The following is a 14,050-nucleotide window of genomic DNA, read 5'->3' as shown; positions in this document are numbered from 1 at the left end:
GGAGGAATATTCCTCCAACTTTTTTATTTACCTGCTTGGAACATACGATTTAAAGCAATTTTAGACCAATGGATGATCTCTGGTGCTACCTCAATTTGATTGACTGGATTTCCCTCCACAACACTTTCTAATGCCCACAACAAATGAGGCCGGTCAATACGATTCATTGTTAAACATGGACACATCGTGGTACTTAGCAACTCGATATGTTTATCCGGGTGTTCCTTGGCAAGACGCCCAACTAAGTTTACTTCCGTGCCGATGGCCCATTTACTTCCCGAAGGGGCTGCTTCTATCATTTTGATGATGTAATCAGTGGAACCATTAAAATCAGACTGCTGAACAACTTCAAAGGAACATTCTGGATGGACCAATACTTTGATTTCGGCGTCCCGCTTACGCACTTGTTCGATATGTGCTGTCGTAAACTTTTGATGAACGCTGCAATGTCCTTTCCATAAAATCATCCGTACCTCTTCTAATTCTCCAGCAACTGCTTCTAACCCAGCAGTATGTGGATTCCAGATCACCATTTGCTCCAGAGGAATGTTTAGCTGACCATAAGCTGTATTTCTCCCCAAATGTTGATCAGGTAAAAACAAGATCCGTTTCTTTTGAGAATACGCCCATGTGAGAACTTCTTTTGCATTGGAAGAAGTACAAGTAGTTCCCCCGTGTTTTCCTACAAATGCTTTGATTGCAGCGGTTGAATTTACATAAGTTACAGGGATAATCGTATCTCCAAACTGCTCGACTAATAGCTCCCAAGCTTCTTCTACGTCTTCTATATCTGCCATGTCTGCCATCGAACATCCTGCTTGTAGATCAGGAAGAACAATAATTTGTTCATCTGCAGCAAGTGTATCAGCAGTCTCCGCCATAAAATGAACACCACAGAAAATAATAACTTTGGCATCCCGCTCTCTTGCACCAATCTGTGATAATTTCAAGGAATCTCCCCGAAAGTCTGCATATTGGATCACATCATCACGCTGGTAGTGGTGACCTAGAATCACCAAATCACTTCCGAGAGTTGCTTTAGCTCTTTTTATTCTCTCATCCAGTTCTCCATCAGAAAGCTGGCGATACACTTCTGGCAGTTGCAAATCGGTGTGAACATTAAGCATGATTCTCTATCCCTTCTTCCACAAAGTCCAAGCTAATATCTAATGCAGTTGCTGAATGGGTGAGATATCCAACGGAAACAGCATTTACACCAGTTTCTGCAATACTGCGAATGGTATCTGGAGTAATCCCGCCTGATGCTTCTGTCCATACTTTTCCATCGATCATCTTTACTGCTTTGCGCAATGTTTCGACGTCCATATTGTCTAACAGCAAAGCATGAATAGGCAGCGACAAAGCTTCTTGAACTTGTTCCAAAGTATCTGCTTCTACCTCAATTTGCACCATATGACCTACACGCTTGTGAACCTTTTTTACTGCATTTTCCAAACTGCCAGCAAAAGCAATATGATTGTCTTTCAACATCACACCATGACTGAGTCCAAAGCGGTGATTGGTCCCACCACCTGTACGTACGGCATATTTTTCAAACTGTCTAAGACCTGGTGTCGTTTTGCGAGTATCCAAGACTCGGCAGTCTAGTCCTTCTAATTGATCTACTAACTGCCGTGTGAGCGTTGCAATTCCAGACATACGCTGTAATAAATTCAGAGCTACTCGTTCTGCTGTCAATATTGCTCTTGTAGATCCCGATAAGACCGCAATTGTCTGATAGGCTTCGACTTTCTGACCTTCTGCTACTTGAGCTTGGAACTCTAAATGTGGATCTAACTCCTGAAAGACAAGAGCTACAATAGGCAAACCAGCAATAACACCAGACTGCTTAGCTAATAATACAGCTGAACTTCGGTGATTTGCTTCCACTAGTGATTCGGTTGTAATATCTCCTGCTCCAATATCTTCGTTCAACATCTCACGAATGGATTGACGCAATTGAATGGGATGCATGCAGTTATTTCTCCTCCACTGTATACTGTCGGGAAGCCCAAATTTCGATGGTTTCGGGGTAATCAGATCGAAAATGTCCTCCTCGACTCTCTTCTCTCCAAAGTGCTGACTCTAAAATCACTTGTGCAACTTGTAACATATTTTGGGATTCTAAACAGGAGGATGGCAATTGTAAAGAAATGGATTTTAATTCTTTTAACCCTTGTTCCATCCCGTCTTTCGTACGTGTTATTCCCGCATATTTCCACATTAATTGCTGAATTTGTTGTTTCCACTGATCTTCATTTTGTTTATTATTGCACAATCTTAACGATTCATCAGCACCTTGTAAAGTTGTAAATGTCTTTCTAGATAAGGAAGATAGACTTTGAGCTACCTTTCTAGCAAATACTGCTCCTTCTAATAATGAATTACTCCCTAATCGATTTGCACCATGTACGCCAGTACATGCTACTTCTCCACAGGCGTAAAGTCTGGGAATGGTGGTCCGTCCCGTTCGATCTGTCTTGACGCCACCCATCAGAAAATGTGCAGCAGTTGTCACTGGAATCAGGTCTACTCTCGGATCAATACCAGCTTCCATACAAGTAGCGAATATGGTTGGAAAACGACTGGCAAAGCTATCTTTTTGTTGTCTTGCATCCAAATACACACGATGGCCATGCGTTGTTTCCTGATTGATTGCTCTTGAAACAATATCCCTTGGAGCTAAATCTCCCCAATCGGAATACTTTTTCATAAAGGGTACTTCATCTTCAGTTACTAACACAGCTCCTTCTCCACGAACTGCTTCCGAAATCAAAAACATCGGATTTTGATCAAGGTGAAGTGCAGTAGGATGAAACTGCACGAATTCCATATCGGTGAGAGCTGCCCCAGCACGATAAGCCATAGCCAGCCCATCTCCTGTAGAGACCAAATCGTTGGTAGTGTACTGATAGACTTGACCGCATCCACCAGTAGCTAAAACGACACCATAGTGCGCAACATACTGTGTTGTACCGTGATCAGGGTCAGCAGCGTAGACACCAATACATTCGCCATCTTCCATCATGAGGTCTACTACCATAGTATGAGAAACAAACGAAATCGATGGATGCTGATTTGCTTTGAGCAAGAGAGAATCAATGATGCCCTTACCTGTTGCATCTCCTGTCACATGTAAAACGCGTGGTTTACTATGTGAACCTTCTTTCGCCAAAGCATATCCCGTCTCATTGCGATCAAACGGTGTTCCCCAATCTGCTAATAGCGAAATAATCTCTGGTCCCATCTGAACAAGCATTTCAACAGAATCTCCATCTGCATGGCCAACACCTGTGCGCAGTGTATCCTCCAAATGCAGCCTAGCAGAATCCCCCTCTCCAATTGCTGCCGCAATCCCTCCTTGGGCTCGATAGGAATTGCATGCTTCTTCACTGGATTTTGTGATAATTATCACATTCCCATGATGTGCAAGCGATAACGCAGTAGTTAAACCAGCAATTCCACTGCCAATAACTAGGAAATCTGTTTCTCTTGTTGTCATATCGTGCATCCTTTCACATAAGATACATTTGTTCACATATCTATCACTTTTATTTTCGCAGGATCTGCGATAATGTCAACAAAAATTTCACATCTCCGCTGACGTTTGTTTTCGTTATAATGATAAGCATGAAGGAAAAGTCTTCGTCACAAAAGATTGGATGGTGAAAAGGATGGCTCTTTATCTCGATTATGGTGCCACAAGCCCTGTACGCAAAGAAGTACTAGACAGCATGCTGCCTTTTTTCTCCGAAATATTTGGAAATCCGGGCAGTATACACGATATGGGTCGACAAGCTCATTCTCATATTCAAGCAGGAAGAGAACAAATTGCTCATGCGATAGGAGCATCTTCGCCAAGGGAAATTCTTTTCACTAGCAGTGGTACGGAGGCGAATAATTTAGCAATAATCGGCACAGCACTCTATCATCAAAAACGAGGTAACCATATTATTACCTCTTCCATCGAACATCCTTCTGTTTTAGAAGCTTGTCGTTATTTAGAACAATTAGGTTTTGAAGTCACTTATCTTCCTGTAGATCGATTTGGGCAAATCAGTGTCTTGGATGTGGAACAAGCGATTACTCCCAAAACGATTTTGATAAGTGTGATGGCTGCTAATAATGAAGTAGGTACGATTCAACCTATTAAACAAATCACTCAACTGATAAAAGACAAAGAGATACTTTTCCATACAGATGCGGTGCAATTTTTTGGAAAATTACCTTGCGATGTCGAAGAATTAGGAGTAGACCTCTTGTCCATAGGCAGTCATAAAATATATGGACCAAAAGGTATTGGTTCCCTTTATGTCCGAAAAGGAGTAAGACTTACTCCTCTTCTGCATGGTGGCGGCCAAGAGAGAAATTGGCGGCCAAGTACACTCAATACCCCAGCGATAGTTGGTTTTGGAAAAGCAGCTTCATTAATCGCAGGGGAATTAGCAGCAGAAAAGACAAGACAGGAAGAAATCCGTGACTATTTTTGGAGAGGATTGCAGCAATTAGGAGATGTTGTGCTCAATGGTCATCCAACTGATCGATTGCCCAATAACATAAATGTGAGCTTTGAACGATTAGAAGGACAAGCCATTTTACTTGAACTTAACCGAAAACAAATTTTTGTATCCAGCGGCTCCGCATGCAGTGCTGGAAAGCATTTACCTTCTCATGTATTGATGGCTATGGGAAATGATCTGGATAATGCTTACCAAAGTTTGCGATTTACGATCGGAAAAGATACCACCAAGGAAAATATCGACTATGTCTTATCGGAGCTTAAAAAAATTACGCACTATTTGAAATCCATTATTTAGGAGGGTTTCCATCTGACAAATGTGGAACAATATCTCAAAGTTATCACGTAATCTGTTCATCACCACTATCATTTCTGCTGTTTTGTGGGTACTTTACATCTTGACCCAACAGTGGAATTACCAAAAACCAGAGCAAGTTTATCTCATCGGTACTAACTTATCTTATGGGTTGTCATTTGTGTTTTTCTTTGTTTTGATTTTGTTTGTTTTGTCCTTTATCCATAATCGGTTTCATGCAAAAAAACTGCGTCTTCGATTCATTTTATTTTCCATCTTCTATCTCATCATGGGACCTTTGACTGTGCTCGGATTTGATAATTATCTACTGCTTACTCAAAATGGCATCCAGTATAATACATTTTTTAATATTGAAGATGCTAAAGTGAGAGAATGGCATGAAATCAATCAATTAGAACTAGACTACATAATTAATGAACCTAAAAAAACATACACTCAAGACGATTTACGTCTATTATTTATTCTTCATTTTGATGATGGTACATCGATTGATTTAAATAACTACAACTCTCCACTCTATCGAAAAGATCAATTTTTAAAGCTCATCGCAGTCTTAAAGAAAAACGATATCCCAATCAAAATTAAGAAACCTTTACCTAAAGAATTTAAAGATTCAAAGTCCTATTTGTACCAATTATTCACCCAAAAGCCTACTTCTCCATAGACAGTAGGTTTTTTCACATAAAAATGAAAGCGATCACAATTAAACTCTTGATTATTGTCGAAAAATTAAATAAAATAGGAATGTAACTGCTCCCCTCCAACAAGGAAGGCACTATTTGAACCCATCGGAGTGAAGGGAGAAGGCCATGGCCGACCCCGACTACACCATCCAGACCAAAAAGCGTACTGGTGGAGGTAATGGACAGGAAGGATGAGGAGGGTGACCACCCTCCATAGCGACGGCATGAACTCGTACATCGGGTTCATGCCGCCGCACCAATACATAAAAATAGGACTTGAACCTTGGGGATCAAGTCCTTTTCTATGCTGTATTACTTTGCTAATTCATATATCGCTTGCGCATAAATCCCAATGGCCCGAATCAGATCATCCACTTCGATGTACTCATCCGTTTGATGCGCTGTTTCTACTTTTCCAGGGAAAATAGGACCATATGCAACACAGTTTTTCAATGCTCTGGCGTACGTTGCACCAGCTACTGCCAAAGATCGAGAAGGCAATCCAGTCTGCTCCTCATAAACTCTCGCTAATGTTTTTACCAATGGATGATCGTTATCAAAAGAATGTCCTGGTTTGTTGTCCGTATACAAAGGTTTAAAACCATAGACAGCTAATTTTTCATCTAACTTTTCACCCAGTTGATTTCCATCAGCGTGGATCGGGTAGCGGATATTGACACGAACGAACTGTTCTTTTTGACGCTCGTAGCGGTAAACACCAACATTGACAGTGAGCTTCCCAACGATATCATCTTCTGTCACCATATCTAATTTCTCACCAAAAATACTATCGACAAAACACTCATTGATCATTTGAACATATTGATGACCATGGGAATCAAGGGGAAGAGTGATCAAGAATCTCGTCAATTCCAGAGCTGCACTCAATCCTTTTTCTGGTTCGGAGCCATGATGCGCCCGACCATGCAACACTAACTTGACATGATCATCGGCTTCCTCCGCATACCCTTCTAAGCGTTTCGTCATCAAAAATTCTTGGTAAGCTTCTTTCAACTCAAATACGTCTCCAGCCCCACTGATAATAGCTGTGGCATATTCGGGAACCATATTCACACGTTTTCCCGACTGGAAAGATTCTAAAATCCACTGGCTGTCCTCCACGGAATCAGTGGACCAATCTTTTGCAAACTGTACATCTAAAAACCCTTTTTCTGCTGTGATGATAGGAAATTCGGCATCTGGAGTAAATCCTACAGAAGGCATTTCTTCATGAGATAAATAATGCTCCATACATCTCCACTGTGTTTCTTCATCCGTCCCCATGATTAACCGAATCCGTTTCGAAACAGGTAACTTTAGTTCTTTGATGATCTTCAAAGCAAAATAAGCTGCCATCGTTGGCCCTTTATCATCTGTAGCTCCTCTGGCATAAAGTTTTCCACTGCGGATATCCGGAGAAAACGGTGGAGTTGTCCAGCCTTCTGTAGCTGGTACTACATCGATATGAGAGAGAATTCCTACAATCTCTTCTCCATTTCCATATTCAATATGCCCAGCGTAACCGGATAAGTTTTTGACCGTAAAACCATCTGATTTACCAAAGTTCAACATAAATTGCAATGCATCATTAATCGATTTTCCAAATGGAGCTCCTTCTGTTGCTGTTGATTCATCTAGAACACTTGGAATTTTCAAAAACTCTATTAATTTATCTAAAAAAACATCCCTTTTTGATTCTGCCTCTAATATCCAATTCATCATGAACTCCTCCTGTCATACTACACCATATGTATCAAGTAACGCTTTTTAACGTTGTCACACAAAAATAGGCTGCTTTTGACTCTTTCAAAGTTCACCACGAAAAAGTCAAAATAAAATGGATAAACAAATAAAAACTTAAAAATTAAGTATACCCTATTTACCCAAAACCATTCCAATAAAACGAAAAAATAAAGCTACCTATAGGTAGCTTTCACATCAACTGTGTACGCTATTCGATAGAAAGTTACCTTCTATCCAAAGGTACAGCAGGTTTAGATCACAGATACAGCTCGAGATTTCATTCATCTCTCCCATCAGCTCATAAAATCCTGTCTCATCTACCCGATCCAATTGATCAAAATACTCCATATATCGTCGTTCAAACGTTTTGATAGCTTCCGGTATTTTGGCACAAACGGTTTGACATAATAATTCAAAGTCAGCTTGTTCCGTATCACTCAATTGCTCGTATTCCACGAAAAGAACTGGTTTTGAAAGCCCAAGACGCTCATCCTGCTGCAATGTATACTTCATCATGTCTACTCCTCAGGATTGTCCGGAATATCTTGAATAACTTTTTCCGCTTGTTTTAGCAATCCTTTTTTCTTTCCTTCGTACGGTTTCAATTGTGCTTCATTTTGTTTCCATTTTTTATCCATGTCTATCATTGCGTCTGAAAATGATTGCTTTAATTCTGCTTCTTTGGCATGCATTTTTTGTTCTGTAAAACCTAGCACACCTTCGTAACGACTATCAATCCAACCTTTTATCTTGTTGTATTCTGTAGGGTTGATTTTCTTTTCGTTTTTGATTTGTATATTCGCATCTGTTAGCCGTTTGTGTTCATTATTCAAGTTCGTAACGATTAATTGGTATTTCCGATTTAGACGCTGCTGGGTAACCTGATATCCCTTAACCATTTTTTGAATCGATCTCACTTGCCAAGGTTCATTGACTTGTTTTACTTCATTTGCATGTACACGGGCTATCTGCTCTAAATCAGTCATATTTTCAATTGGTTGGTACTCTCCACCTGTGGACTCTGCTAATTGGGTTAGTTCATTTTCATCTTTCGTCGGAACATCAATACCAATTACATTGACCATTACACCCATCTTAGACGAACGAATAGCCTCAATTTGTTGAGACAAATCAGCTCCACAAGTATCGGAACTATCTGCAATGACATAGATGATGTTTTCATTATTGGCTTTTTGATTTTTCACCAGATCACTCATCGTGTTATGTAGCGCCTCTATTAACGGACTCCAACCTGTCGGTTTCTCTTTTGCGAAACTTTTATTCAATTTGGCTGGTTGAGTAGGATATCCTTTGTAAACTAATTCTGTTTTGGAACACGAAACCTCTTTATCTTTCTTTCTTGGACCACCTTTGTGACCAAAAAAACGAACCATAAAATTAGCGTTTGCAGGCAACTGCTTCATAAAAGTAGTAGTAAATTGCTTCGTCCATTCATAACGTGACTTTCCTTTATAATCATTTGCCATAGTGGAGCTAGCATCTACTAAAACAGCTATATTGGTCGGTTTTAACGGTTTTGCTGTTGTCTTGGAATTCGTCGCAGGTTCACCATAGGACAGTACTCTCATCTTTGCTTGATAGTTGGGAGCTAACATACTCGACAAACTCTCTAAGTCATATTTGTAATTTTGACCTACCAAACCAAGCAAGTAAGCATATACAGCATCTTCCGCTAAACCTTCCGGCATCACTTGCAGGGCCTGAGCCACACTACCTGCTTTGTATGGTTCTGTTGCATATCTGCCTTTGCCTTCATCCTCTAAAATATTCCGCAAGATTGGTGAAGGAGTTGGAGGAACAAACTCTTGCTCATATATCTGTTTTTCTTCGTTAACATTGTCACGTGTATCTGTCTTTTTTTCACTTACATTTTCTACTTCATTACCTGTAACTTGTTGGATTTTTTCAATAACCAATGAGCATCCTGTTGTGGTCACTAATAAAAAACAAGCTAAAAGGAAAAGTTTAACAAATCGCATAATACCTCCTACCGCCCTACCGTGCTTCTATAAGCTTACTGGATCACTTGCGCTTTGACAACCATTCCAAACGTGATTACCTGTTATGGTCACATTTTTGCGCGAAAGAGCAACATGTCTTATAATGAGAAAAACTAACAAATAGAATGTGTGATGAGCAATGGATAAAAGCAAAATACGTGTTGTAGTAGGAATGTCAGGAGGGGTAGATTCTTCTGTGACAGCATACCTGCTCAAACAACAAGGATATGATGTTGTCGGTTTGTTTATGAAAAACTGGGATGACACAGACGAGTTTGGACACTGTACTGCTACAGAGGATTTCGAAGATGTACGCAGAGTGGCTACTCAAATCGGCATCCCTTATTACTCGGTTAATTTCGAGAAAGAATACGCAGATAAAGTATTCCAATATTTTCTCGATGAATATAAAGCAGGTAGAACACCTAACCCAGATGTGATGTGTAATCGAGAAATCAAATTTGGGGATTTTCAAGAAAAAGCAAAGCAGCTAGGCGCAGATTACATCGCAACTGGACACTACGCAAGAGTAGAACATAGTGAACAAGGTTCTACTTTGCTGAGAGGAATAGATCCAACAAAAGATCAATCGTATTTTTTATATGCGGTTCATCATGCACAACTCGATCAAGTTCTTTTCCCAATCGGGCACTTACAAAAAGCAGAAGTACGAAAAATAGCGGAAGAGGCCGGATTAGCAACTGCTAAGAAAAAAGATAGCACAGGCATTTGTTTTATCGGCGAAAAGAACTTCCGACAATTCCTCAGCCAGTACTTGCCAGCAAAACCTGGGGAAATCCACACTTTGGATGGCAAACGAATTGGAGAACACGATGGATTGATGTACTATACACTCGGACAGCGTCAAGGACTTCGTATCGGAGGATCAGAAACCGGTACAGGGGAACCGTGGTTTGTAGCAAAAAAAGACGTCAAAAACAACATTTTATATGTTGCCCAAGGACACAATAATGCAGCACTGTTTTCCGAAGGGCTTACTGCCAGCCATCTCAACTGGCTGCAAGCAGAACAACCACAAAAACCCTTCTCATGCACAGCGAAGTTTCGCTACCGCCAAGTAGATGTCCCTGTGACCGTCACCCCAAACAGTGATGGCACTGTCACCGTACACTATGCAGAAAAAGAGCGGGCTGTGACACCTGGACAATCTGTTGTATTTTATGACAAAGAGAAATGTCTTGGCGGCGGGATTATCGAGAAAACATTTTAAAATATAAAGCCGTACCTACAAAAAATTTTAGTAGGTACGGCTTTATTATTACCATCTATTTCGTACTATTAATTTCGAGTCTGGACATGAAGATGCCCAGAGACCTGCCCTAAGGCAGAATCATCGACTACCTAGCGGCGTCGATCTAGTACTTCATTATGATCGACGCCACTGCCACCAGCGCTTGGGCGCCGCAGTCTCCACAGGCGACTCCTGCTTCGACTTGAACTTCGCGACACGGCAATCGGCTACTACACAGTCCGCTGCGTGACGGTGACTCCATGATGCGATGATGTAGCCGCTGCCGTTGATCTGAAGGAGCATGCTACATCCCTTTTCATCATCCTGGAACCCAGTCAGATATTCCAGAGACGTCGGGGTTCCCCCTCTGGAGTGGGCGACTGCAAAATGAGTATCCTGCACCTTCAGGGGCTGAGACGCTTCACGCTTTTTTCTATGGAAGATAGTCATACTCTAATACTACTGAAAAGAAATAAAAAACAAGAATGCAAGCGATTAAACTCTACTTGCATTCTTGTTTTGATATGGCGGGCCCTAGAGGAGTCGAACCCCTAACCTTCTGATCCGTAGTCAGACACTCTATCCAGTTGAGCTAAGAGCCCATATTCATTTGATAAAACGATATATAACTCATTGTTGAAAAAATGGCGGGCCCTAGAGGAGTCGAACCCCTAACCTTCTGATCCGTAGTCAGACACTCTATCCAGTTGAGCTAAGGGCCCATATTCATTTTGCAACAACGAAATCCATCATAACTCTTTCACACATAAAAGTCAAGTACTTTTTTGGTGCGGATGAGAGGACTTGAACCTCCACGGTCATTACGACCACAAGAACCTGAATCTTGCGCGTCTGCCAAATTCCGCCACACCCGCATACGCAAGCGGAATTATACAAAAAGTTTTTAATGGAGGCGGCACCCGGATTTGAACCGGGGATAAAGGTTTTGCAGACCTCTGCCTTACCACTTGGCTATGCCGCCATAACACTCATTCTTGTGACACTTGAATATTCTAACATAATCTCACCAAAAGTCAATAATAAAATTTTGAAATCCATTCAAAGCTCTGTTTAAACTTTTATCATTCGTTTCTTTCAACTTTTGGTGAATGAGATAACCTAAATTCTCAAACACTATAACAAAAAAGGATGTCCAGCAATGATACCAATAGAATCCACCATCGAAGACAAACAAACGCAATTCGCCAGTCTATCTGATCAGTTGGAACAAGAAGATTTCCACTTAGGCGGCGGCTATACATATGATCATGGTTATTTCGACAAACCATTGGACTGGGAAGAAGAACACGGAAACCGGTATTTTCTTCGCATTCCTGTATTTGGGGTACAAGGTGATATCGGAGACCCAGATACACTCGTTCGAATCGGAAAACCATTTGTAATCAAACATGAATTCCGTACTGATGAATCAAGAGATCCTGCCGGGGATTCCGGCGTTTTTAGCGGAATGATGAATCAGTTTACCACTCCTATACCAGCAGAAGATCATCCGATTGATCAAAAATGGATAGACAGAGCAAAAGAGATTGTACACCGAGTAGAAGAGTTGCCGTTATAAAATATTATATGTAGGATATCCGGTAAGTTGAAAACACTTTTAACTATGAAAAATGTACAAACCATTTTCTCTAAAAGCAACATCTTTAGATATTCGAACAAAAGACTTTTGCTTATAACAAAGCTGTTTTCATATTAAAAAAAGCCACTCTGTCATCAAGGAAGCAGAGTGGCTTTTTTTACTGGCAGGGGCGGTAGGAATCGAACCCACACTGGAGGTTTTGGAGACCTCTGTTCTACCATTAAACTACGCCCCTATAACATAGCCACCAACAATAGATTGGTGGCTATGATTACATGTGGTGCTGAAAGCAGGATTCGAACCCGCGACCTACTGATTACAAGTCAGTTGCTCTACCAGCTGAGCTATTTCAGCATATTCAAAAGCGTTCAAATGGTGGCTCGAGACGGAATCGAACCGCCGACACGAGGATTTTCAGTCCTCTGCTCTACCGACTGAGCTATCGAGCCATCTATGTATAAAGATGGCGGAGAGAGAGGGATTCGAACCCTCGATACGCTTGTGACGTATACACGATTTCCAATCGTGCTCCTTCGGCCAGCTCGGACATCTCTCCAAACACTTTGTTTTTGTCAGGAACGAGATCTATCTTAACCTGTAATGAGGTCTGTTGTCAACTACTTTTTTAATTTTATTTTTGCATACAAGGAAAGGAAGAAATTCCTGAAAAACAACTTTTCCTAATGGTACACATCTCTTCTTAAAATTATACACAAATATCTTGTCTTTCCTATTATATAATATATACAACAAATGAACTCTCTGACAGAAGGAACCCCCATGAGTGTGACGCCCCTGCCTGCTGGAACGAAGCTCGATGAATTCACCGTGGTGGCGATCAGTGACCTGCCTCTCTCCCTCGAAGACCAGGCGGAGAGCGAGAAAAATTGGCTGGAAGAGAACCCCACTCTGACAGACGATCCGGTGCACATTATCGTCGAGGTGTCTGAGGTTGGTCGTCACTACCGTGTCTACCGTACGACCTACAAAGCCTTCAAGTGGCTTCGGAAGAACGGGAAGCCCGGAGCCGTGGTCAATGTCGTCACGATCATCCAGTGCGAAGACAGTCTTGTCTTTGCGAAAAGCGGCGCACAGACACACCACGCTGGAAAGATCGTCGCCGTCGGTGGCATGCTTGACGGCTACAACAGACAAGTCGAATCCTCCCCTTATCTCCAACTGCAAGGTAGAGCTGAAGCAAGAGATGAACCTGGATGCAGACAATCCAGCGGACATCTCCTCCTACTACGTTGCCTACCTCGGGCGGCGGGAGAACGGCAGCTACGAGCCAAGAAGCTTCTGGAAGAGTTTTCTCAGCGTTGGGAGAACCTGGAGCCGCTTCTGGAAGAGATGTTCGGGCTCTAACCCTTTGCGGTAAGAGCAACTGTACCGAATAGCTATGTATCCGACTCGAACTCGGGTGCAGAATGCTTTACGGGACAGCCCGCGCTTTTCGTCAAACGAATCGGGGGGCACAACTGTTTTTAGTATTTCTTTGCACCTTCTTCCTGCTCTTCCGACCTACTACTTACATTTATTCACATAAAATTTTCATTTGCAAAAACATACATTCTATGTTACTATTTTTTCAGTATTTCAAACAGTATACATAACCTAAAAGTTATCTAGCTTTCTTGTGTACGGTGTTACGCCGTATCTGCGTGTAAGATTCACATACTTCATCCGGTCCCGCGTTACTATACTAGCCCTACCGTGGTGGGGGGTGATTGTGGCCGCCTAAAGAGGCGTAGCCGCTACCACAATCGACCCCCCACCACGGGGGCTAGCTCAGTGGCGTTACCAGATCATGGTGTTTTCGTAGATAACTTTTTAAAACCTAGCTAATGCAATTTAGCTAGGTTTTTTGGTTCTGTACGATATAAAGAAGGGACTGATCACCTGAACAGATTATCTCG

At 41.6% G+C, this 14,050-nt stretch carries 11 protein-coding genes and 8 tRNA genes; 5 read left to right on the top strand and 14 right to left on the bottom strand.

From position 1 onward, the window contains the following. Positions 1 to 23 precede the first annotated feature (23 nt). From nadA to nadB, 3 genes are read right to left on the bottom strand one after another with little or no spacing between them, the layout of a single operon-like run. Positions 24 to 1,127: a quinolinate synthase NadA gene (gene nadA / locus MK805_RS00570; protein WP_240873244.1), complete on the bottom strand. Its 1,104-nt coding sequence runs from the start codon at positions 1,125 to 1,127 to the stop codon at positions 24 to 26. Continuing rightward, the gene (nadC, locus tag MK805_RS00565; RefSeq protein ID WP_240873243.1) at positions 1,120 to 1,974 is read right to left on the bottom strand and encodes a carboxylating nicotinate-nucleotide diphosphorylase; all 855 of its coding nucleotides are present in this window, start codon (positions 1,972 to 1,974) and stop codon (positions 1,120 to 1,122) included. Before nadC ends, nadA begins: the two co-directional genes overlap by 8 nt. A gap of 4 nt (positions 1,975 to 1,978) precedes the next feature. Continuing rightward, positions 1,979 to 3,502, bottom strand: coding sequence for an L-aspartate oxidase (gene nadB / locus MK805_RS00560; RefSeq protein ID WP_240873242.1), 1,524 nt, complete (start codon positions 3,500 to 3,502; stop codon positions 1,979 to 1,981). A gap of 160 nt (positions 3,503 to 3,662) precedes the next feature. On the opposite strand from nadB, the gene MK805_RS00555 reads away from it, so the two are divergent. Beyond that, entirely contained in the window at positions 3,663 to 4,817 is a 1,155-nt protein-coding gene (locus tag MK805_RS00555) for a cysteine desulfurase family protein (RefSeq protein ID WP_240873241.1), read from the top strand. Positions 4,818 to 4,836: 19 nt separating this feature from the next. Beyond that, the gene (locus tag MK805_RS00550) at positions 4,837 to 5,499 is read left to right on the top strand and encodes a hypothetical protein (RefSeq protein WP_240873240.1); all 663 of its coding nucleotides are present in this window, start codon (positions 4,837 to 4,839) and stop codon (positions 5,497 to 5,499) included. A gap of 331 nt (positions 5,500 to 5,830) precedes the next feature. Here MK805_RS00550 and pepV read toward each other — a convergent pair whose 3' ends face one another. The 3 genes from pepV to MK805_RS00535 form a co-directional block, all read right to left on the bottom strand. Beyond that, positions 5,831 to 7,237 carry a dipeptidase PepV gene (gene pepV, locus MK805_RS00545; RefSeq protein ID WP_420833042.1) on the bottom strand — a complete coding sequence of 469 codons (1,407 nt, stop codon included), beginning with the start codon at positions 7,235 to 7,237 and terminating at the stop codon, positions 5,831 to 5,833. Positions 7,238 to 7,456: 219 nt separating this feature from the next. Continuing rightward, complete coding sequence (locus MK805_RS00540) at positions 7,457 to 7,777, bottom strand: hypothetical protein (protein WP_240873238.1); 321 nt, start codon at positions 7,775 to 7,777, stop codon at positions 7,457 to 7,459. 2 nt (positions 7,778 to 7,779) lie between these two features. Next, entirely contained in the window at positions 7,780 to 9,261 is a 1,482-nt protein-coding gene (locus tag MK805_RS00535; RefSeq protein WP_240873237.1) for a VWA domain-containing protein, read from the bottom strand. Positions 9,262 to 9,421: 160 nt separating this feature from the next. Between MK805_RS00535 and mnmA the strand changes: the two genes are divergently transcribed. Continuing rightward, positions 9,422 to 10,513 carry a tRNA 2-thiouridine(34) synthase MnmA gene (gene mnmA, locus MK805_RS00530; protein WP_240873236.1) on the top strand — a complete coding sequence of 364 codons (1,092 nt, stop codon included), beginning with the start codon at positions 9,422 to 9,424 and terminating at the stop codon, positions 10,511 to 10,513. A gap of 546 nt (positions 10,514 to 11,059) precedes the next feature. On the opposite strand, the gene MK805_RS00525 is transcribed toward mnmA, so the two are convergent. The 4 genes from MK805_RS00525 to MK805_RS00510 all read right to left on the bottom strand — a co-directional run bounded on the left by MK805_RS00525 (position 11,060) and on the right by MK805_RS00510 (position 11,516). Then, positions 11,060 to 11,136, bottom strand: a tRNA-Arg gene (locus tag MK805_RS00525). A 43-nt stretch (positions 11,137 to 11,179) separates the two neighbouring features. Then, positions 11,180 to 11,256, bottom strand: a tRNA-Arg gene (locus MK805_RS00520). A gap of 64 nt (positions 11,257 to 11,320) precedes the next feature. Further along, a tRNA-Leu gene (locus MK805_RS00515) sits at positions 11,321 to 11,409 on the bottom strand. A gap of 33 nt (positions 11,410 to 11,442) precedes the next feature. After that, positions 11,443 to 11,516 (bottom strand) — tRNA-Cys (locus MK805_RS00510). Between the two features lie 177 nt (positions 11,517 to 11,693). Here MK805_RS00510 and MK805_RS00505 point away from each other — a divergent pair. Then, positions 11,694 to 12,113: a YugN family protein gene (locus MK805_RS00505; RefSeq protein ID WP_240873235.1), complete on the top strand. Its 420-nt coding sequence runs from the start codon at positions 11,694 to 11,696 to the stop codon at positions 12,111 to 12,113. A gap of 182 nt (positions 12,114 to 12,295) precedes the next feature. On the opposite strand, the gene MK805_RS00500 is transcribed toward MK805_RS00505, so the two are convergent. From MK805_RS00500 to MK805_RS00485, 4 genes are all read right to left on the bottom strand, one after another. Then, positions 12,296 to 12,369: transfer RNA gene (locus tag MK805_RS00500), tRNA-Trp, on the bottom strand. Between the two features lie 43 nt (positions 12,370 to 12,412). Beyond that, positions 12,413 to 12,488 (bottom strand) — tRNA-Thr (locus tag MK805_RS00495). 19 nt (positions 12,489 to 12,507) lie between these two features. Further along, a tRNA-Phe gene (locus MK805_RS00490) sits at positions 12,508 to 12,583 on the bottom strand. A 15-nt stretch (positions 12,584 to 12,598) separates the two neighbouring features. Next, a tRNA-Ser gene (locus tag MK805_RS00485) sits at positions 12,599 to 12,690 on the bottom strand. 224 nt (positions 12,691 to 12,914) lie between these two features. Between MK805_RS00485 and MK805_RS00480 the strand changes: the two genes are divergently transcribed. Next, a complete protein-coding gene (locus MK805_RS00480) occupies positions 12,915 to 13,499 on the top strand; it encodes a hypothetical protein (RefSeq protein ID WP_240873234.1) in 585 nt (194 codons plus the stop codon). Positions 13,500 to 14,050 lie beyond the last annotated feature (551 nt).

It is taken from the genome of Shimazuella soli (genome assembly GCF_022511585.1).
GTDB classification, from domain to species: Bacteria; Bacillota; Bacilli; order Thermoactinomycetales; family Thermoactinomycetaceae; genus Shimazuella; species Shimazuella soli.
This window is presented reverse-complemented; position numbering and strand designations above follow the sequence as displayed.